The organism is Rhodococcus sp. EPR-157, assembly GCF_001647195.1.
Classification (GTDB): domain Bacteria; phylum Actinomycetota; class Actinomycetes; order Mycobacteriales; family Mycobacteriaceae; genus Rhodococcoides.
Map to the genome: position 1 here is coordinate 1 of NZ_LVCV01000295.1, position 20859 is coordinate 20859.

16 protein-coding genes are annotated in these 20859 nt (G+C 60.4%); 5 read left to right on the top strand and 11 right to left on the bottom strand.

What is annotated here, in order from left to right:
• Positions 1-3330 (top strand): type ISP restriction/modification enzyme (locus A2J03_RS13570; protein ID WP_156520372.1); only part of this gene is annotated, 3330 nt, incomplete at its 5' end.
• A 697-nt stretch (positions 3331-4027) separates the two neighbouring features.
• Here A2J03_RS13570 and istB read toward each other — a convergent pair.
• The 3 genes from istB to A2J03_RS13590 all read right to left on the bottom strand — a co-directional run bounded on the left by istB (position 4028) and on the right by A2J03_RS13590 (position 7657).
• Positions 4028-4834, bottom strand: coding sequence for an IS21-like element helper ATPase IstB (istB, locus tag A2J03_RS13580; RefSeq protein ID WP_068374701.1), 807 nt, complete (start codon positions 4832-4834; stop codon positions 4028-4030).
• A complete protein-coding gene (gene istA / locus A2J03_RS13585) occupies positions 4831-6327 on the bottom strand; it encodes an IS21 family transposase (protein WP_068374704.1) in 1497 nt (498 codons plus the stop codon). Before istA ends, istB begins: the two co-directional genes overlap by 4 nt.
• A 73-nt stretch (positions 6328-6400) precedes the next feature.
• Positions 6401-7657 carry an IS110 family transposase gene (locus A2J03_RS13590; RefSeq protein WP_068374707.1) on the bottom strand — a complete coding sequence of 419 codons (1257 nt, stop codon included), beginning with the start codon at positions 7655-7657 and terminating at the stop codon, positions 6401-6403.
• A gap of 511 nt (positions 7658-8168) precedes the next feature.
• On the opposite strand from A2J03_RS13590, the gene A2J03_RS32050 reads away from it, so the two are divergent.
• Complete coding sequence (locus A2J03_RS32050) at positions 8169-8390, top strand: sce7726 family protein (RefSeq protein WP_197480754.1); 222 nt, start codon at positions 8169-8171, stop codon at positions 8388-8390.
• 199 nt (positions 8391-8589) lie between these two features.
• Here A2J03_RS32050 and A2J03_RS32055 read toward each other — a convergent pair whose 3' ends face one another.
• Positions 8590-9390 (bottom strand): beta family protein, encoded by an 801-nt coding sequence (locus A2J03_RS32055; protein WP_197480755.1) that lies wholly within the window; start codon positions 9388-9390, stop codon positions 8590-8592.
• Positions 9375-9659, bottom strand: a complete 285-nt coding sequence (locus tag A2J03_RS13600) for a beta family protein (RefSeq protein ID WP_068374710.1) — start codon at positions 9657-9659, stop codon at positions 9375-9377. Before A2J03_RS13600 ends, A2J03_RS32055 begins: the two co-directional genes overlap by 16 nt.
• Positions 9660-10586: 927 nt before the next feature.
• Between A2J03_RS13600 and A2J03_RS13605 the strand changes: the two genes are divergently transcribed.
• Complete coding sequence (locus A2J03_RS13605; RefSeq protein WP_068374713.1) at positions 10587-11501, top strand: hypothetical protein; 915 nt, start codon at positions 10587-10589, stop codon at positions 11499-11501.
• Here A2J03_RS13605 and A2J03_RS13610 read toward each other — a convergent pair.
• From A2J03_RS13610 to A2J03_RS13625, 4 genes are all read right to left on the bottom strand, one after another.
• Positions 11436-12128, bottom strand: a complete 693-nt coding sequence (locus tag A2J03_RS13610; protein WP_082897819.1) for an ABC transporter substrate-binding protein — start codon at positions 12126-12128, stop codon at positions 11436-11438. The genes A2J03_RS13605 and A2J03_RS13610 overlap by 66 nt on opposite strands.
• A gap of 795 nt (positions 12129-12923) precedes the next feature.
• A complete protein-coding gene (locus A2J03_RS13615) occupies positions 12924-13979 on the bottom strand; it encodes a hypothetical protein (RefSeq protein ID WP_068374716.1) in 1056 nt (351 codons plus the stop codon).
• A gap of 126 nt (positions 13980-14105) precedes the next feature.
• On the bottom strand, positions 14106-14693 hold the full coding sequence (locus A2J03_RS13620) for a serine/threonine protein kinase (protein ID WP_156520374.1): 588 nt from the start codon (positions 14691-14693) through the stop codon (positions 14106-14108).
• Between the two features lie 332 nt (positions 14694-15025).
• Positions 15026-15517, bottom strand: coding sequence for a hypothetical protein (locus A2J03_RS13625; protein WP_082897820.1), 492 nt, complete (start codon positions 15515-15517; stop codon positions 15026-15028).
• A 375-nt stretch (positions 15518-15892) separates the two neighbouring features.
• Between A2J03_RS13625 and A2J03_RS13630 the strand changes: the two genes are divergently transcribed.
• Positions 15893-17338: a phenylacetate--CoA ligase family protein gene (locus A2J03_RS13630; protein WP_068374720.1), complete on the top strand. Its 1446-nt coding sequence runs from the start codon at positions 15893-15895 to the stop codon at positions 17336-17338.
• Positions 17335-18435: a ThiF family adenylyltransferase gene (locus tag A2J03_RS13635; protein ID WP_068374721.1), complete on the top strand. Its 1101-nt coding sequence runs from the start codon at positions 17335-17337 to the stop codon at positions 18433-18435. Before A2J03_RS13630 ends, A2J03_RS13635 begins: the two co-directional genes overlap by 4 nt.
• Positions 18436-18471: 36 nt before the next feature.
• Here A2J03_RS13635 and A2J03_RS13640 read toward each other — a convergent pair whose 3' ends face one another.
• On the bottom strand, positions 18472-19875 hold the full coding sequence (locus tag A2J03_RS13640) for a hypothetical protein (protein WP_068374722.1): 1404 nt from the start codon (positions 19873-19875) through the stop codon (positions 18472-18474).
• A partial coding sequence (locus A2J03_RS31090) for a hypothetical protein (RefSeq protein ID WP_197480756.1) occupies positions 19872-20859 on the bottom strand: 988 nt, incomplete at its 5' end. The genes A2J03_RS13640 and A2J03_RS31090, both read right to left, overlap by 4 nt.

Consider the following 20859-nt stretch of genomic DNA (forward strand, 5'->3'; position numbering starts at 1 on the left):
TTGTGGCTCAAAGCGCCGATCCCCGAGGGCGAATGCCGCATCCTCACCAACGCACGGTGCCTATCCGAGGGGGTCGACGTCCCCGCCCTCGACGCCGTGATGTTCCTCAACCCCCGCAACTCCGTCGTCGACGTGGTCCAGTCCGTGGGCCGCGTGATGCGCAAGTCCGAAGGGAAGGACTACGGCTACATCATCCTTCCCGTCGCGGTGCCCGCCGGCGTCTCCCCGTCGCAAGCGCTATCGGACAACCAACGATTTAAGGTCGTCTGGCAAGTCCTCAACGCTCTGCGTGCCCACGACGACCGGTTCAACGCGATGGTCAATTCCATCGCGCTCAACGCCAACTCGCCGAAGAAGACCGGGAAGGGCACCGATCGCCTGCTGGGTGGACACATCGGACCGATGAGTGACGGAGACGAATCGATCTCCGACGGCTCAACATCCACCGAAACCGAGACGCCGAACTGCGACGAGCCAGCCGATGGTGCGATGGCGACACAGATGGCGTTGTTCTCCCTGTCGGAGTGGCAGGAAGCGATCGTCGCGAAGATCGTCGACAAAGTCGGCACCCGCGTTTACTGGGAACAATGGGCCGGCGACGTCGCAGACATCGCCAACGCACAGATCACCCGCATCAACGTCCTCCTCGGCGGATCGTCGCCTGCCGTGGCCGAGCAGTTCGAGAAGTTTTTGACAGGGTTGCGGGACAACCTCAACGACTCCATCTCCCGTGATGATGCGGTCAGTATGCTCAGCCAGCATCTGATCACCAAACCGGTTTTCGACGCATTGTTCGCCGGCCACGACTTCGCCTCGCACAACCCGGTGTCGATCGTCATGCAATCGATGGTCGACGCGCTCGGCGATACCGGCCTCGAGGCGGAAGCATCGGGGTTGGAGAAGTTCTACGACTCGGTCCGGGTGCGGGCGTCCGAGGTGAACAGCGCCGAAGGAAAACAGCAGGTCATCGCGGAGCTGTACGAGCGGTTCTTTCGTATCGCGTTCCGCAAGCAGTCCGAAGCACTTGGCATCGTCTACACGCCTACCGAGATCGTCGACTTCATCCTCCGCGCCGCCGACCACGTGTCGAAGGAGTCGTTCGGGCGCGGTCTCACCGACGAAGGCGTCCACATCCTCGACCCGTTCACCGGTACCGGGACATTCATCACCAGACTGATGCAGTCCGGGTTGATACTTCCAGCTGACCTCGCACGCAAGTACGCGGAAGAGTTGCACGCCAACGAGATCATGCTGCTCGCGTACTACATCGCTGCGGTGAACATCGAGTCCACATTTCATGCGCTGACCACCGCCGCTGGGGAGGAGGGCAAGTACGTTCCGTTCGAAGGCATCGTCTTGGCCGACACGTTCCAGATCACCGAAGACGGCGATTCGATGGATGCGATCATGTTCCCGCAGAACAACTCGCGCATCGAGAAGCAGCTGGCGATGCCGATCAACGTGATCGTCGGTAACCCGCCCTATTCGGTAGGTCAGACCAGCGCGAACGATCTGAACGCGAACATCAAGTACCCCACCCTCGACGGGCGCATCGAGCACACATACGCCGAACGGTCGATGGGGACCAACAAGAACAGCCTCTACGACTCCTACTACAGGGCCTACCGGTGGGCGACCGACCGAGTGGGTGAGACCGGCATCGTCGCCTTCGTCTCCAACGGCGGCTGGATCGACGGCAACACCGCCAGTGGCGTCCGTCTGTCCTTCGTGGACGAATATGCACAGCTGTACGTCTACAACCTGCGAGGCAATCAGCGGACAGCCGGTGAGCTGTCCAGAATGGAGGGGGGCAAGGTCTTCGGCGGCGGAAGTAGATCGACGATCGCAATTTTCGTCGGGGTCAAGAACCCCGCCCACGCTGGATCGTGCGAGATCCATTACCGCGACATCGGCGACTACCTCACCCGCGAAGAGAAACTACGCATCATCGAAACAGACCGGCTGGACACCGTCGATTGGCAGCCGATAGCTCCCAATACGCACGGGGACTGGACCAGCCAACGAGACAACGAGTTCGGGACCTGGCCTGTGATCGGTTCCCGCGACAACGCTGCTAGCGAGACTCGCGTCTTTTCTCAGTTCTCCCGCGGCCTCGAGACCGCCCGAGACGCGTGGGTCTACAACTACTCACGGACGAAGCTGGTCGACTCGGTGAAGCGGTTGATAGAGAACTACAACGCCGAACTCGGGCCGTTCACGGCGTACTGCACCGAGCATGGCATCACCCGCCCGACGGAAGGCACCGTCTCCGACTATCTTTCTGTCACACCGTTCGCGGCTGCCGGAGACAGAATCAAATGGTCGGCAAGCTTGAAGCAGCACTTGTCCCGCAGATCGGAGATTTCCTACTCGGACACGGGGGTGATCACGGGTGCCTACCGGCCCTTCGACCGCGAGTACGCGTATTTTTCGGCAACGTTGAACCACAGGCGCGGTCAACTGACGTCGATGTTCCCGACACCGCACCACCGCAACCCGGGTATCGTCCTCACCGCGCCCGCATCACACTTCGAGTTCACCCCGTTCATCACTGACCTGCTTCCAAACCTTCACCTCCTCGACACCGGTCAGTTCTTCCCGCGCTGGACCTACGAATTCGTCGATTCCGAGACAAACAGCGCTGAGCTCGATTTCGGCAATGCTGCAGATCGATCCAACGTCGACGAGTACGGTTACCGGCGCATCGACAACATCACCGACGACATCCTGCAGACCTACCAGGATGCACTCACCAGCACGGTCACCAAGGACCAGATCTTCTACTTCGTCTACGCGCAGCTTCACGTTCCGAGCTACCGAAAGACCTATGCAGGTGATCTGAAGAAGATGCTTCCGCACATCCCGACTCCCGGCTCGATCGACCGGTTCCACCAGCTCGCGACGGCCGGCGAGCAGCTCGCTCACCTGCATACAAGCTACGAATCTGTCGATCCGTATCCATTGAGGGTAGACGTCAAGCCGGGCGTTGACATGGCTCATCGTGAGACCTGGCGAGTGCAAAAGATGAAGTGGCGCAGCCGAGATGACCATACTGCCATCGTTTACAATCCCAAGGTCACGATCACCGGCGTCCCCGCCGAGGCAGAGGACTACCTCCTCGGGTCGCGGTCCGCTCTCGGTTGGGTCATCGATCGCTATCAAGTGAAGACCGATAAGGCGTCGGGCATCGTCAACGACCCCAATGATTGGTGCGACGAGCTCGACGAGCCGACCTACATCGTCGAGCTCATCAAGAAGGTCACCACCGTGGCGGTGGAGACGGTGCGCATAGTGACCGAGCTTGAGCCCGAGGGCTCGGCTGGTTCGTGACTCAGAGTCCAATCGCAGAGCGTTGCACTCGCGTAATCAAAGCAAGGGGTGGCCGGTTGTTCTCACCCTCGTGAGAACAACCGGATCTCAAGGAGCTCTGGTGTATCGGGGTTGTCTCTGTGTCTCAGCTCTCGTGCCCAGCGTTGGAGCAGGGTGAAGTGCCGCCCGCAAGCGTCCGGTTGGCCGGTTCCCCGATAATCGCACCTGCGCGTTTGACCGCGATTGCTCGAGTTGGGTCAGTTCATCGACGTGTTGGCGTGGAACCGATACCGCGTGGACGACGGGGGACTGCCGAAGAGCCGTGGGTCGATTTGGCGACACTGCACTCGCGGGCCGTCACCTCACCGACGATGAGCACGCACTCATCGATCGCGAACTCGAGCGGAGGGCAGAGGGACAAGGAGGGCGGCGTCGATGAAGTGTTCAGCTCTCGCCTGCTGGTGCCATAAGCGCCCACCTGCACTGCTCGACCAACCGGTCGTACTCGAAGCGGAGTTGGTCCAGTTTTGAAGTGCCTGCGGCAATTCAGGGAGTCGCGGCTGGTGGCCCAGCGTGCATAGAGACTGCCTCAACGCAATAAGGGCTAGTCGCGTAGTTAGCCCCACGACCGACCCAGTACCGTGTGTCAATGGCCAAGATGAAGTCCCCACTGGTGGCCAAGTAAAAGTCCCCGCCCCGTGTTGATGTTTCCGGTGGGTCAGGGGCGGTCCTTTCGGTGCTGTGCGTCCTTCATGCGGTAGGACTCGCCGTCGGTGACGACGATGGTGGCGTGATGCAGCAGTCGGTCGAGAATCGACGCTGCGGTGGTGTGCTCGGGCAGGAACCGACCCCACTGCTCGAATGGCCAGTGCGAAGCGATCGCCAAGGACCGTCGTTCGTAGGCGCCGGCGACGAGCCGGAACAGCAGCTGCGTTCCGGTGTCGTCCAGCGGTGCGAACCCCATCTCGTCGACAATGATCAGATCGACCCGCAACAGCGATTCGATGATCTTGCCGACTGTGTTGTCGGCCAGACCGCGATACAACGTTTCGACTAGGTCGGCTGCAGTGAAGTAGCGGACCTTGTGACCGGCGTGGACCGCTACGACTCCCAGCCCGATCAAGGTGTGCGATTTTCCTGTCCCGGCGGGCCCGATGATCGCCAGATTCGATTGCGTCCGAACCCATTCCAGGCTGGAGAGGTAGTCGAAGACTCTAGGCTGGATCGACGACGCGGCGACGTCGAACGACTCCAGTGTCTTCGTCACCGGAAACGCCGCTGCTTTGAGCCGGTTGACGATGTTCGAGGCATCGCGGGCTGAGAGCTCGGACTCGACCAACGTCCGCAAAACCTCTTCCGGTGTCCAGCGTTGGGTCTTGGCGGTGAGCAGCACTTCGGGTGCGGTCCGGCGTATCGCAGCGAGTTTGAGCCGCCGCAACCCTGCATCGAGGTCGGCAGCGAGTTCGGGAACCTGTTGCGGTGCAGCAGTCGTCGGCTTGTTTGTGACCAAATTGGTGTCGGTCATGACGGCACCTGCTGATCACCGGACGGTCGACCGACGGCGTAGGCATCCAGCGACCGGGTTGGGGCGGTCGGCAGATCCAAGATCAGCGCATCCCCGGCAGGCCTGGGCTGCGGTGTCCCTGCTCCTGCGGCGAGGATGGAGCGCACATCGGCAGCTTTGAACCGCCGAAACGCCACCGCACGTGTCAACGCCCCGATCAACGCCTCATGGCCGTGCGCAGCGCCGAGCGCGAGGAGGACCTCGAGCTCGGAAGACAGGCGGGTGTTGCCGATCGCCGCGGCGCCGACGAGGAACTGCTCGGCGCTGTCTCCGAGTGCGCAGAATTGTTGTTCAACAGTCGTTCTCGGTCGCGGTCCTCGGTTCGGGGCGGGCCGGGCGCCGTCGTAGTGCTCGTCGAAGACCGATGCTGTTCCTGGCTGTGCGAGATCATGCTCGGCCAGGAGCTCGCCGGTGGTGGGATCGACGATCACGAGCCGGCCGTCGACCTGTGTGAGCGTCACGGCGCGGCCGATGAACTTCACCGGAACCGAGTAGCGGGCCGAGGCGAACCGGACACACGAGAGACGGTCGACCTTACGGGTGACCGGTGGTGGCCCGATCTCCAAACGCAACGAGGGCAACGCCGAGAGAAGCTCTCGCTCCGAATCGAGTCGATCGTCAGGGACGGCGCAGGTCTCCGAATGCACCCGTGCGTTCACCTCCGAGCACCAGATCTTCGCGGCCGCGTTCGCAGCGTGGACATCGACGGTGTCGCCCGCAATTCTTGCTTCGGTGAACAACGGGACGGCGAGGTCTCGTTGGGCGTAGCCGACGAGGTTTTCCACGACGCCTTTCGATTGCGGGTCGTGGGCGTGGCAGAAGTCCGGTGCGAACCCGTAATGGGTGACGAACCGAACATACTCGGGGGTTGGGATGACGACGTTCGCGACGACACCACCTTTGAGGCATGCCATTCGGTCGGCGAGTACTTTCGCCGGGACACCGCCGACCGCGGCGAGCGCTTCGGCGATCAACCCCATTGTGGTGGTTGCTTTCTCGTCGGCGGCGAACGCCACGAACCGCCACCTCGAGTAGGCCATGACAGCGCCGAACAGATGCAGACCGCCGATGACGGCCCAGTCGATGACCAGGTAATCACCCGGAGCCCACACTGCTGGTCGGCGACCGCGGTGGTGCTCGGCTCGCCACTTCGCTTTCTCCTCGGCGACCAGGCAGCGGAAGTTGCGGTCCGACCCGTTGTAGCCGGCCGAGCGGGCAATCGGCAGAATCCGTTTAGCGGAGATCCGGCCTTTCGATTTCTCGACGCGTTCGGTAACCAACTCGGTCACGGCATCGTAATTGTGTTCACGTTCGACACGAGTACCAGTGCTGTGACCTGCTTGTTCGGCTTCGAATCGTTCCACGGTGCGTCTGACGGTCTTGTGGGTGGTGCCGCACAGCTCGGCGGCTGCTCGGTACGACCCGACTTGGTTGTAGGTGGAAATGATGTCCATACGGTCCCTCGCAGACTCAGACGAAACTAACTCCCGCCCGACCACGTGACCGAGGCACCTCCGCTGGCCACGGTCAGGCCGCAGGTCCGATCTCGACGCTATAGCCGAGGTCCTTGAGCTGCCGGACCAAGCGGGCCTTCTGAACCTCTGGACTGTTGCGTTGAGTATAGAAATCCGCACCCAAATCGCTGTACTCGACCTCGTCATGCAGAATGTGCCAGGCGATCACCAAGATGGTGTGGGCCAGGGCGACAGCGGCTTTCTTCCCGCCGGCCTTGCCGAACCGCCGGTGAAGGCGCCGAAACCGGGCACCCAACCGCGTCTTGGTACGAGAGGCCGACCACGCCGACTCCACCAGCACACTGCACAGGTGAGCATTGCCGTTACGGGTTGCCGACTTCTTCCGTTTGCCCGCGGACTCATTGTTGCCAGGGCACAGCCCGGCCCACGACGCCAGGTGATCAGCGGTAGGAAATCGGGACATGTCCACACCAATCTCCGCGATGATCGTCTCCGCGGCGCGCTTGCCGATGCCAGGGATGGTCATCAGCAGATCTCGCTGCCGATCGAACGGATCGACGACCTCATCGATCCGCGCTTCCAACCGGGCGATCATCTCGTTCAGGTGATTGATGTGGTCCAAGTGCAGACCAGCCAGCACACCGTGGTGAGCCGCGAATCGCCCCGAGAGCGCTAACGTCAGATCCGGGATCTTCTTCCGCATTAATCCGCGGGCCAGATTGGCCAACACGACCGGGTCGCGCACTCCGTCGATCAGAGCGGTGATCATCGCCCGCCCCGACACCCCAAGGGAATCGGACGCAACCGAATCGAGCTTGATCCCACCGTCCTCGAGGACCTTGTGAAGACGCTGGGTCTCCCGAGTGCGTTCTTCGGTCAACTTTCGGCGATACCGGGTCAGCTCCCGAACGGCTGCGATCTCGGCCGGCGGGATGAAACTGCCCCGCAGCAACCCGACCTCACACAACTGAGCCAGCCACACCGCATCGGTTGCGTCGGTCTTGCGGCCCGGCACATTCTTGACATGGTGCGCGTTGCACAATAGGACTTCGAACCCATCGAACTCCGCCAGTGCATGAAACACTGGCCGCCAGTACACTCCGGTCGCTTCCATCGCGACGTGCGTAACCTGTTCGGCGCGAAGCCATTGCGCCATCTCAAGCAGCGCACCGTAGAAGGTCGCGAACCGGCGCACCCGCTGCGTTCGCTTCTGGCCGCTATCGGCCTCACCCTCCGGAACCCGCACCGCCACAGTGACTTGACGTTTGTGCACGTCGATCCCTGCAACCTTCGAAAATACGATCTCCATCTTCGACGCCTCCTCCGCAGAACTATTAGCCAGGGCGTCACCCGCGGAGTCCGCGAAACGTTCGAAACTCAGACACGCGCTCGCAGCAGCAACCCGGAGTACCTCCCGGTGCGGACTCCACCGTCACTCTTCAATACGGACTTGAAGGGTGCCAATCTGCACCGACGTCAGCGGGTGACGCACCACTAAGTTTCATCCACCCGCGAGCGCCCCGCCAGGGGCATCAACCTCTTCAATGGAACTCCCCGGGTGGTGCGGTGTGTGGTTGGCACCTTCACCGTCACCGCTCGGGCCAGAAGTTCCTGATCGACACGACGAACACGGGGTGGGGACTTTTAGTTGGCCACCAGTGGGGACCTCGACCTGGCCACCAGTGGGTACTTTTTCATGGCCACGGACAACCGTGGAAGCCATGCGAGATGTCGATGTGCGGGTGGCGCTACACAAGAAACTCGTGGCTGAACACCTGGACGACACACTTTAGAAGCTCGGACTCTGTGGGGAAGTACGGGTGGACGTTGCTGTAGTCAACGGCGCCCTGTCGGGATTTGAACTGAAAAGCGCCCGCGATACCTTACGCCGCCTCCCAAAACAGATCGAGATCTATTCGCGCGTTCTTGACCACGCTGTTCTGGTAGTTGCCGACAATCACCTCGACTCCGCGATGTCATTGGTGCCAGATTGGTGGGGAGTCGTCAGCGCTCAGGGTTCCGCGGGGGCAGTTGTTCTTTAGAGCGAACGTATCGTCGGCACGAACTGCTCGGTAGACCCGATGTCGTTGGTGCAATTGCTGTGGCGTGACGAAGCTTTGGAGGAGCTTGAAATCCTTTGTGCTGCAAGCAGGGTCCGTAGCAAGCCTCGGTGGGCTGTCTGGAACCGGTTGGCCGAAACTGTCGACGTCGGCGAGCTGCGAACGATTGTCAGACACAGACTCAAGGCGCGCCAGTTGTAGCGAGACGGTCAACAACTGTTGAGATGTGATGCGATCTCGACCACGCTTTCCATGTCGTGCCATTTCCTGGTCCGCCAATTCCGGAGGCGCAGCGGTGGAATTCGCCGTCCCCCCAACTGAAACCCGGCGGCTGAAGTGGACTAGGGGTCGATTTCAGCAACTGACTACAGATGTCGAAGAATGTGTGGTTGCCCCGGATTCGATCCATATTGCTCTTAAGCGCAATCCACGTTAGGGCTTCAGCGTAGCGGATATTCGATGCCGAGCGCCATGGCCCGCTGACTGTCGCGGCGACTGGGTGCGAAGTTGCATAGTCCCCGAATCCAAGTTCGCGGATGGTGGACGTTAGGCCAGATACGCGCCGCCATAGCTCAGCGGCGTGTCGCGCGAACGCACCTGGGACGTAGGGAGTTAACGACCCAAGGTTCTCAGGGAAGGCGCCAGACAGGAGCACAAGATTGCGCCACTTATTGACGTGAGGCAACGTCGGAATGATCAGCGGCACGAGGGCTGCGAAAGCTGACACCGAGCCCGTCTCTACGAATCCGAGGTCAAGCACGAGATCAACATCTGTGGGAGCCACTCCGACCGAAGAAAGCGCTGCGTCCAGCTCGGTAGCTAAAGAGGAGTAAGCCGTGACATCGTCAGCCGGGAGCCGGATGCGCACGCCGTTTCCGTCAGTAGCCGCGAAAGCTGACACCGACGACATATATGCGTCTGACGAAGCAAGGTAAATCGCCGGCGCCGCCTTGATTCCCCTAGCTCTCAGGGCGTCGTGCAATACACCAACCGAGGGCTGGCCCGATATCGCAGCCCGTCGGAACCGTTCGCATCAATCATCATGCGATGCGAACTGTCCCAATTGGTTCCGATCTTGCTCGTCATCTTCGCAATCTCGGCAGATACCTCCTGCTCATCGAAGTCGTCGGCGACGGGAAGGGTGACGATCGGGATGATGACATCGCGTTCACTAGATGGAGTGTGACCGAGTGCTGTGAGTTCGCCTGCCTTACCCGTCAGAGCGGGAAAGTACGTGACCATCGGACCCATATTTCGCCTTCTTTCATCTAGAGTCTGCGCAGTATCGCACCAACCGGTCTGTACCGTTTTGCTTCTAGCAACTCACAGTCCAAGCGAATAGATGCGACGTGTGTGGTGGTGGGCTCGTGCTGGTGCTGTTTGACTCGCACCCGCCCGATGTGAGAGTCCGGACGTATCAGTGCAGATCATTCGTTTGAATGATTTTCTCGAAACGGTGGATTTCCCCATTGCTGGGTTGGGTAGATGGACTAGTGTGTTGGCTACACATTTGCAAAAAGCGGCCATCATTGTACATTTCGCAAATGCTCTTGGTTGCGTGATGTGCAGCTAGGTTGCAGTTGGGGAGGTCTGAACATCCAAATTTCGAAGGAATTGTTCTACAGTTAGTTGTTTCTCGGCCCCTGTCGTGCCCGTCCCGAGCTTGTCGGAATCTGCGACGATACGCGTATGGAGTCACTGTGGATTTTTGCGTCGATGGGGCAATCGCTCTCGACCGTGGCGTGCTCAGCTCACTTAAGTCTGGGGTAAGAAAATGAACGCAGTGCAGGTCCTAACATCAGTTACTGCGCTTGTATCGGTGGTTCTGTCTGCGACGCTTGCATTTGTTACAACGCGTACAAACATAGATTTAGCGAAGAAGAAGGGAATATCTGAGCTTGCGCTGGCGATCTTGCCTAGACGTTTGGATGCCCTTGAGCTAACTTGGTCTCGCTTGTTTGATATTGAAAGCAGGGGTCATATCTCTTCCTCTGAATTGGATCGCGTAATCCAGGCATCGATTTGGCTCCCAGAGTACGTTAGAGATGAGGTACTTGCGGTGTTCCTGACCACGTCATCTGAAGTCGACATCCAACGTGCGCGTTCGTTGGTTCTCGAAGCCTCCGGAATCTCCTATGTCGAAGCTGCGTACCACAACAATAAGATTGGAAAGGTCCGATGACAATTCTGGGAGATTCGGGAGCGGTTCCGGGTGATGCTTTGACGGAGTTGGCACGGGAAAGAAGGCAGAAGGCCGAGGAGGAGTCCCGGCGCAGTAAGCCTGCGATAATTGAAAGCGTAACTCAATCTGAGGTTGTGTACAGTTTTGACCCGGCGGCGGTTCCTTACACGCAGTTTGATATCAGCGCCCTAAATGCGAAACTAGAAGAACTGTATTCCATCACGCTTAGTGAGGATTTAGATTTCGGGCCGTTGTTGAAGAGATTTCAGCCTAAACAGTTGCACGAACTGGGTCAAGAGGAATTGTTGAGGAGGCTCGCTCGTGCGAGTGGATCGGCCTTTGCGTGGACTGATGGTCAGTTCCCGACCCGCGATGACTACGTGCCAATTAGAAGCATTCGATGTAATTTTGAGAGCATATTAGTCTCGGTGGCTGGCCAAAGTCAGGTCGCAGAAGTAGTAGCGCAGGAGGTTTTAGAGGCACTCTGGGAGGCGGCGGGTGTGAAGAAGAAATGGAGCGATCTAAAAAGGAAAGTTCTTTTGACTGGCTACGGTACACGAACGAGGCTGAATTTGGGTAAATCATTCGAAGATACAGTGAATCCTGAGTTTCTTGGATATTTGCGGTCAAACATGGTGGACGGTCAGAACTTCGCGTACTTTATGGGACGTCAAGAAGGGAACAGTACTCATACGGGATTGATGGCGGCAGTAATGTTGGACTCTCTGACGTTCAAGATCGCCGGGTTCAATTCGTTGAGTGGGCGTGCTGAGGACCACGAACTCCAATTTGAAGTTACACGGCAGAGCGACTATGGAACTGGCCGGATTGTCGCATCCTCTGGCCTACCGTATGACCATCATGAGAAGTTGATGATTGGACTTTTTGGTGGCCCGAACCGAACGGTCTAGCAACCTAGCGTAGACGCTGTCGTAGGACATCACTCCGACGCCAGTCTTTCCCGCGAACTCGGGGTACTTCGCGACGGTGTCCGCGATGAGCTGGTCGGTCTGTGCGTTGAGTTCCGCACCCTTTTCGGGGACGCCGAGGGCGGTAGCGATGGTGTCCGTCGGCTGGGCGCGCGGGACGGCGTAGGCAGCGGTTCCTTGTGGCCGGGCAATGGTGGGTGCGATTTCGCTGAGCTGGCTGTACATCTGCTCGTCGAATCCCGCGGCGAGCCCGAGAATCAGATCAGGGGCCAGGCCGGCGATCTGCTCGAGATTGGGCTCGGAATCCGATTGGATGCGGGTGAGTTCGGCGTCGCCGACCAGTCCTTCGGCCCATGGCCCCAGTCCTGTTTCGTAGAAGGTGAATCCGGTGTTGCCGACGGGAACCTGCCCGAGTGCCAAGACGACATCGGCGTCGGACACGCCCAGGGCGATGATTCGTTCGGGTTTCTCCGGCACGGTGGTGCTTCCGAATACGTGCTCGATGGTGACGGGGAAAGTACCCGTCGCGTCAGGGGTGTCCGATGAACCGGCATCCGCACCCGAGCATCCCGCCGTCAGCATCATGCCGACCAGCAGTGCACCGAACATTGTTGATCTTTTCCGCACCGCGTTCTCCACCTTCGTAGCTGTAGGTAGGCAAACCTAACCTGACGGCATGGTTTTTGTAAACGCGGTGCCAAGTCTGTGCGGGCCGAATCTGCGTTCGCAACTGCGAGCAGCGACCGAGCAAGTGACCTCGGTCAACCGTGCGCCAGGAGAAGGGGTTCTAGAGCGTCGGCGATATTCTGGGCTGGTTTGGATCCGCGTCGTCGACTATGAGCTCCCTCAGAAATTTACCGTTCTGGTCTCGGCGATTCGGTGATCGTTGGCCGGCTCGGCGAGGTGCGTATCATTCAGGCCCTGATGGACTTTCGTAGCTAGTGTTGCCTACGTAGGCCGAGCGTGTCCGCGAACCTGTACGCAGTGGACTGCCCATGCCGTCGGTCAGGGGCCACCAGCCACCGGGGCGGTGCTCGGTGGCTGGTGACCCCGCGGGGCGAGCTGCGAACTATGGCCTAATTCACTTCTGCCCAGTTCCGTTGCATGCAGAACAATTGACCCAGTTCCCAAAGTCGCTGTGCCCGCCCGATCCACCGCAGCGTGGGCACGTCGCGCGCAGCAAAATTGCCTTGATTAACGTCATTGTGGCTCCCTGCTCTGAGACTGTTTCCGACATGCGTATGCAACCATGAATGATTGCCTACGTGGTATCGATCGTTCACCCGACAGACGCAGAGTTATTCGGTGTGCGGAGGTACTTTTTCAAGGATAGAAAGTCGACCATGATCGAAACGCACTGCGTATCGACAGTATCGACAGTATCGACGCGCCACAGTGAATGGCCTACTTCTGCAAGACGGTGCTGCCGTCCACTGGGCGAACGGAGCTGACGAGTTTCGCGTAGCAATGGTCGCGATCCAAATTGTTGGCGACGCACCAAGTATTCGCCGACTCGCCTGTCGGATAGGTGTCGCCCACGGCGGTTACCCACCAATCAGGGGATGAAAAGGTGCTCCACGATCCGCTCCAAATGAGGCGCGCAGACGGGTATCGGATCCTCATCTGGAGGTGTTCGAGCAGGATGTCGGCATTGGTCCATGTCTTGCCCTCGGCGACCAAGCCGGGCTTCTTCGAACTGATCTGAGGGATCCAGCGATCGGCGAGCGAGGAGGCAACGACGGCACGGTCGGAGTCCGAAATGGCGCGAAGTGCCTCCGCTGCAGCCATTTCCGCGTCACCCGATGTCGGTGGGGCGACGGTCGATGCGGACAGTGAGACCACCTCGGACGCAGATACATTCGATGAGTCGTTGCTTCCCGCGTCGAACTCGACGGAGGTGGACGACGACAGAGTCGTCGGGACCATCCAAAAAGTTCCGAGCGGAAAGGTTAACGTCAAGCGACTGTTGCCGTCGCCGGTGAGCAATGCGGGGTCGGAGGAGAAGTCGAACACTCCTGCGGCAACGTCAGTCGGCCCGTCGACAACGTTGATGCGCACCGATGAACTCGACACGACAGAATCGACCGCGCATCCACTTGCAGCGGTCACGTCGAGCACCAGCCCTGACGCCGACAGACGCGCGTCATCGAGGGACACGACGGGCGCGGACGTGCACGTACCGACGACATCGTTCGGTGCTTCCCCGATGGCTGCATTCGCCGCTGGGCGAGCAGCGGTGTCCATCTGTACGTCGTCCGAACTTCGGGTTGTTCCGTAGACCCCTGCTGCGACTAGGACCGCCACCACGACGAGGCCGGCTGCCGCAAAGAGGTACTTTCGGGGCGTGTCGGGGCCGCCTGTGGAGGGTGCTGTTGCGGATAGCGATGGGTACGAGGTGTCGGTGGGAGTTGCAGCCGGTCGGTCCGGCAGCGGGAACAGTGGCTCGGGGTTATCGGGCATGCGACCCGACCTTTCTGGACGCAATTCTTTGCGGATCAGGGGCCACGCATGAGGGTAGTGCAACGTTGCATCGATGGAGGTCAGAGTGATGTCGTTCGATCGAATGAAGCGGCGCGAAAGGGTAATTCAGCACGGCACGATCAACGCCGGGTCGCTCGCAGTATTCAGCCACTTGCCGTAAGCGTCGCCACCCTGCAGGCGTACGTCGTTGCATAGTTCGGTTGTGGTGTAGCCCGAAACCCGGTACACAGCGTAGATGGGATTGCCCTCTGTGCTCTGTTGCCGCAAGGATGGGCACGATCTGTCGGTGCGTAAGTACCTAGCGCCCGGATTCGACGCAAGCGCAGCAGCGACTTCCTGGGCATAGGCGCCGGGGCTGATAGCGCTGTGAATCACCACTATTCCCGATCCGTCGCACGCTGGAACGGTCAACGGCACGGAAAGGCCGAGGTCGACATCCGAGACGGGCGGAGCAGCTGCGGCAGCGGTAGGCGCCGGACTGACAAGCGCGGGTGCGATGGGTGCAGGATCGGCGACCTCGCGATCGGGCGCCGACGGACTCCTAGTCTCGCCTTCAGAGGACTCGGAGACGGGCCCCGTGACCACTGGCCGCGCGACCACTGGCCCCGCGGCCACGGGCTCGGCGCGACCGCGTTCGATCCCGTAGAGGGCTGCTCCGACCAGAACGGCTGCCACAGTGACGGCGATACCCACATACGTGAGGGTGCACATTTTGCTGCTACGCGGCTCAGAACTGACTGGTCCATTGAGCGCCGGGTATGCGTCAGTGGTGGGAGGAGTCGACGGCTGGTTCGGAAGCGGAAACAACGGCTCGGGACTGTCAGGCACTCGACACCCTCTTTCTAGCGCGCACGTTCAGTGCGAGAGAAGGCGCACCTGCTCAACGCAATTTACTGCTTGGGGGTACCGAGCGCCGTCGTTCGAACAGTTGATTTCCGTCGACCGCTATTGGCTCGGAACCGACGGTGCCGACCAGATCGATTCCCGGCGAACCAATCGATCTGGCCGGCTACGAAGCCAGCGGCTCACGAACTCCCGAGCTGCACGCCGCCCACGCTCGACATTGCGTCCAACTTGCGCAACAGCGACCAGCGCTTGGTGACGACCCGGTCGCAGGAGGTGGCCATCCCGGCCCGAGATACCCACTCCGACATCCACACGTCGACCTCGGTTCCTCCATCGACGGAGTCGGACAAGCCGATCGACATGACGGGATTCTTCGAGCCATACGAACCGATGCCGATTCCCCGAGACTGAAAATTCAGTCGCCCGCTCCCGTTCACCTGCTTCCAGCCAATGCCCTTGAAGTGAGCGAGGACTGCTTGCTCGACGTCGACAGGTGGAGCTGCCACCACGACGCGCGTTTGCTGCTTCGCCATCGCGCTCAGCACGTAACCCATGACGAGCACTCCGACGATGTAGACGACGACGAACACCATCGCAGTTTCCGGGCTGATCGCGACGCTCGCGAAAAATCCGACAAGGGCCACGAGTACGGCTATACCAAAGACCTGCATGATTTCCTTTCGAAGATCAGTGGAAATGGACCGGTTGTCTACTTCCAGTGGCCGCCGTGCTCGTTGCACGTCGAGCCTGTGTTGTTGCATTTGCTGCAGGTCAGCTTGCCGAACATCCCGCTGGCTCGACCTCCGTTGCAGGAAGGGCAGTCGTGGACGGGGCGGTAGCACTTTCTGCATTGAGACATGGAAGGTCTTCCTTTCGAAAGGTGTGATGGGTTCTATTCGAAACTGTGCATGAGACGGCGAGGCCTTTCAATCATCTGGTCGCAGTACACGACTCGGTGATGGGCGACAGTGGAGAGGGGGCTCCGGGGGTTCGGTATTTCGTGCAGCAAGGCGATTCGCGTCTTGTTCCACGAAAGGAACTCGGCCATGTCTCCGATACAGACGACTCGAAGTGCTGCAGGAGTGAACGGCGCCCTGGCGACGTTCCGGAAGGCTGTCGAGACCACCGACGCCTATCCACGGTTTCTGTCCGAGCTGGGATTCGACCCGAACACCGTCGCGTCAGCACCGGACTTCTCGCTTGTCCCGCCTACGACGAAGAAGAACTACGTGCATGCCTACGAATTGCCACAACTCATCCCGGGAGGCGACGCCACGTCGACGCGCATCTATTCGTCCAGCTCAGGATCATCTGGTCCACCTACTCATTGGCCGCGAGCGAAGCTGTCCCTGGACCACAGTGTCGTTCTGCATGAGCGGATCCTGCGCCAGCTGGGTGCCGACCGACTGTCGACTCTCGTGGTGGTGTGCTTTGCAATGGGCGACTGGATCGGCGGAACCTACACACTTCGTGCGATCGAAGAGCTGCACGACCGCGGGTTTCCGGTGTCTGCAGTGGCCCCGGGGGTCCACGTCGACACCGTTCGTGTGGACGTGGCCTCACTCGGGATGCACTACGACCAGGTGATACTTGCCGGCTATCCACCGTTCGTTCGTGACGTCCTGGACGGCGCCGGGCACGACGTCCTGAGCCAGAACATAAAGTTCTTGCTGGCAGGTGAGAGCGTCGGAGAGAGCTGGCGAGACGGAATTCTGAGGCTCGTGGGGAAAGTCGATCGCCCGGGGGACGTGTGTTTGGTCTATGGCACCGCCGACGCGGGGATGATCGGGCACGAGACACCGACGACAATCGCTGCTCGGCGTTTGGCGTTGCAGCACAACGATGTCGACGTGACGCTGTTCGGCGGCACGGCCGCGTCATCGACGTTGGTTGAGTACGATGCCTCGCTGCGGTACATCGAAACAGACGAGCTGGGCTACCTACTGTTCACCGTCGACAATACGATTCCCTTGATTCGTTACCGGATCAACGACATTGGTAAGGTCATCACCCCCTGCGAGCTACGTCGTCGGGTGTCCGAACTCGGTCACCATCTCGATGTGACGACCTCGACCGAGCACTCGCAGTTCGTCGTCGTGAAGCAACGCGCTGACATAGCGGTCTCGTTTTACGCCGTGAACATATACCCCGAACCGGTCCGCGCCGCGCTTGCTGACCCACAGTTGACCGACACGATCACCGGCAAGTTCGTGCTCGGACGTCGTACAGGCGATGACCTGCGCGACACGTTGCACCTGCAAGTCGAGCTGCGGAAGGGCGTCGAATCATCAGGTAGTCCGAATGCGGAGTGCGCTAAAGTGATTCGACGAAACGTAGTGGACGCCTTGATGTCATCGAGTAGTGAGTTCAACGAGCTCCACGGAATGTACGGGGCGGCGGTGGAGCCAGAGGTGGAATTCCATCCATACGGGAGCGAGGGCTTTCAATTGCAGATCAAGCAGAGCTCTGTCGATCGGGTAGGTTCGCTGTGATCGAGATATTGGACCCCAAGACGGACTCTCGCCGGATAGACGAATTGTTGCAGCCGAACTGCGGTATGCACTACGTCGACGGTTGGAAGTCGGCTCGATCGGAGCTCGCCGCAATCGACGCGTTCGGACCCGCATCCGTGAACTGGGACGACGATCGGGTCATCGAGGACTCGAGCCGCTACATCGTGTATCCCTGGCGATCCACAATGGTTCGGCTCCCGGCTGACGAGCACTTCTATCGTTTGCGGACCGCGCGCAACAGGTACTTGCTGGACGATGATGAGCAGCGACAATGGGGATCAGCTTTGATCGGAGTCGCAGGGCTCAGCGTGGGTGCATCGGTGGTGTCGGTGTGCGCGCTGACAGGGGCGCGGCGATTCCGCATCGCCGATCCCGATACCTTGGGGCCCAGCAATCTGAACCGACTGCAGGGTTCGGTGTGCGACCTCGGGATGTCCAAAGTGACTATTGCGCAACGCCGACTTCTGGAGACCGATCCGTACTGTGACGTTTCGGCACATCCGAACGGATACGACAGCCTCGATGGCAGTTTCCTCGGCAGTGTGGGCGGCGAACAGCTATCCGTGCTTGCGGAGGAAATGGACGATCTCGCACTGAAAGTAGTAGTCCGGCAACAGGCTCGGGTACTTGGTATTCCAGTGGTGATGGCAACCGACAACGGTGACAACGTCATCCTCGATGTCGAGCGGTACGATCTCGATGCCGACTATCCGCTGTTCCACGGCAGGGCAGGCGAACTCACCGGAATGGACGTCTCGGAGCTCAACGACCCTCGCAACAGAATCCGCATCGCGAGCGCAATCGTCGGCAGTGACGTGACGCCTCGGACCAGGTATTCGTTGACGCAGGTCGGCCGATCGCTTCCATCGTGGCCTCAGCTCGGCACCGCCGCCAACGCTGCCGGCTCAGTCGCGGCGTTGGCGGCGCGGTTGATCGTGTCGGGTGCAGACATGCAATCCGGTCGGTATCGCGTCGATCTCGACCGAATCCTGCTGGGTGACGCGGCTGCGTCGGCAACCCGGTGGAACGAACTCGACGAGTACGCCTTCGCAGCTTTGATGGCGCAACGCTACTAGAACCTGGTGGCGCACTCAGTCCTCGCGCACGTGTAATTACGACGGGGAAGGCGTCGTCACTTTTGTTCTCGCGGCGGCAACGGTCGTGGTCAAGGACGCCCACACGAGAGGGGAGTGGGCGACGTTGCCGTCGCCCGCTGCCCACTTCGCCAGTTGCCCTTGCTGCCAACGATGAAGCGACTGCACTGGGTCGGCGCTGGCGTGTGAGCGATCCACCGCTAGCGCAAGATCGACGGTGGGGACGATGGACTTTCGAAGACCGGCAGTCGTATGGAACGCATGATCGGTGGGAAGCGTCCATCGTGTGGTGGTGACCAGTGAGGCGCCGGAATCCACCATGGCCATGACCAAGCCGAAAGTCTCCACGGAGCGAAAGTCGACGCCGCCCTCGCACGCGATCAGGGCAACACGTGACGGAATCGGCCATATCTCGTGCCCAGACTGCGGTGTATCCGAACCGTAGGCCCTCCAAACGTGCGGATCGGTGCATTGCTGCGTGCCCAACAGAAAGTCCAACGCGCACAGTGGGAGATGGTCACCGGGATGGGCGGGTGCTCGCTCACCGAGACGGGTCCGTGGTCGCAGCGCCTCGGCCATTCCCCAACGGCTCGCTTCGGAACTCGGTGCACCTGATGTGTCGTGCAGATGGATGGACGCCGAACCCGGTTCATCCGTGGTCGAGGATACGTGCCCGAAGTAGAACAATCTCGAGCGCGGGATGCGTAGTTCACGCGACAGGTCGACTCTGTCGATAGTCTGCGACGCGTTCAACCCTCTCGAAGACTCCGCTCTGGTGGAGGCCTCGGCATTTGTTGCCAGCCCAGCGAGTAGGGCGTTCTTTGCGATGCCCGACAGTGTGCGGCCGAGTCCGTGGTCCATGGCGCGGGTTGGCAAGGATGGATCGAGGATGTGCAGCGCGGGTAGATGTTCGACGTCATTCCATGCGGGCGGGAGGACCGTGCGTTCGGCATGCACTGTCGTCGGCGGGTCCAGCGTGACCATCGCGACATTTAGCAACCGCCGATCAGGTGCGACGAACAACAGCTCCCACGGCACGCGCGCCAACCGTGGGCTGGGCGTCACACGGAAGTGGACACTTCCATGACGCAGCGACTGCTCGACGATCTCCTCACGCAGCGTCGTCGGAAACACCGCCTCGGTGAGGGCCGCGGACAACGTTCGTTCGCTGTCAGGCTTCGCGAACGCTCCCGTGAGCAGCGCGCGACGGGTAGCCGCGTCCTTCGATTCGAATTGGTCCGTGCCGACAGCCAAGGGTGCGAGCAATGCACAATCGAGTAAATCGACAGCATCCTTCACCACGGTCCCGTCGAGCCTGACCGCGTGCGAACTCCCCGGGGTGTCCAACCAGGTCCACGACAGGTAGGTATCACCGGCGTCGGCGGCCCGAACCAGGACCGTCCGCTGATGCGCGCTGCTCATTCGCTTCCCGACAACGGCGGTGGCAGTAGCTCGGACAATAGCGGCTGCGCTCCTGCGGGTTGGTCGAGTCGTGACTCCAACCGGTCGACGAATGCTTCGATGGCCGCAACTCGGTTCGCGACGAGGATGGCAAGCGGTGTGTCCGATGCGTCGGCAGCCGGCTTCAGGGCATTCAACGCCGTTAGTGCCCGGCCGGCTGCTTCGGCCGAGTCGCGTACGAAGCCATCCGCGGCCGACTGGGCAAAGGCTAAAACATCCTCGTCAGCAACGACATTCACGGCCGCGACGACGGCGTGCGCGGTACGACTGAGCATCCACGCGTCGAGCATGTGACGGTCGACGCTGATCAGTGGTTCGGCCAGCGGTCCCAAGCGTAGATTCATGGGTGGGGTGTCGGCGTCGAAAAGACCGAACACTGTTGTATTGAAAGACGTTTCGTTGATCGGCAAAGATCCGACGAGCATGTGACCCCGCACCATCATCGGTATCGTTGCGATCAGCTTTCCCGTTCGGTCGGCAGCGAAGCCGAGGATCCGGCTCGCCTCGTCACACTGCGGATCCACGGCCGCGTCGAGTTCGACTGAGAGCACTATGCGGTGAGTCAACGCCTTTGTATCCACCTCGGCTGTCCACTCGGGAGAACGTGCACCGTTCCACCGCAGAATTCGCGGGGGCAGCACGTGCGGATCGATGTACCCGCGTTGCACCTCGGCGCGGGCGATCGACGGGCCGCCCGCCATACCCACATCAACGAGACCGAAGGACTTGTCGTCGACGAGCTCTTCCAGCCAACGCTCTAGCTTCGTCTCGTCGATCTCCCGGACCGTGTCGACCCGGTCGGCCATTGCGAGCAACGGATAGCCCCAGGACAGCCCTGTTGTTGCAGCGCTGGCAGCCCTGGTCAAGGTGACCAGTTCGGATAGTGCGCCGCCGGAGAGTTCGCCGTTCACTGCGTCGTCTGCAAGTGACTCCAAGGCCGGAAGA

Excerpts from the sequence above, each read along its gene's own strand:
- A2J03_RS13615 (WP_068374716.1), bottom strand. The coding sequence starts at position 13,979 with ATGCCCGATAACCCCGAGCCACTGTTCCCGCTGCCGGACCGACCGGCT.
- A2J03_RS13605 (WP_068374713.1), top strand. The coding sequence starts at position 10,587 with ATGACAATTCTGGGAGATTCGGGAGCGGTTCCGGGTGATGCTTTGACG.
- istB (WP_068374701.1), bottom strand. The coding sequence starts at position 4,834 with ATGACCGACACCAATTTGGTCACAAACAAGCCGACGACTGCTGCACCG.
- A2J03_RS13630 (WP_068374720.1), top strand. The coding sequence starts at position 15,893 with ATGTCTCCGATACAGACGACTCGAAGTGCTGCAGGAGTGAACGGCGCC.
- A2J03_RS13610 (WP_082897819.1), bottom strand. The coding sequence starts at position 12,128 with ATGTTCGGTGCACTGCTGGTCGGCATGATGCTGACGGCGGGATGCTCG.
- istA (WP_068374704.1), bottom strand. The coding sequence starts at position 6,327 with ATGGACATCATTTCCACCTACAACCAAGTCGGGTCGTACCGAGCAGCC.
- A2J03_RS13640 (WP_068374722.1), bottom strand. The coding sequence starts at position 19,875 with ATGAGCAGCGCGCATCAGCGGACGGTCCTGGTTCGGGCCGCCGACGCC.
- A2J03_RS13590 (WP_068374707.1), bottom strand. The coding sequence starts at position 7,657 with ATGGAGATCGTATTTTCGAAGGTTGCAGGGATCGACGTGCACAAACGT.
- A2J03_RS13600 (WP_068374710.1), bottom strand. The coding sequence starts at position 9,659 with ATGGGTCCGATGGTCACGTACTTTCCCGCTCTGACGGGTAAGGCAGGC.
- A2J03_RS13625 (WP_082897820.1), bottom strand. The coding sequence starts at position 15,517 with ATGCAGGTCTTTGGTATAGCCGTACTCGTGGCCCTTGTCGGATTTTTC.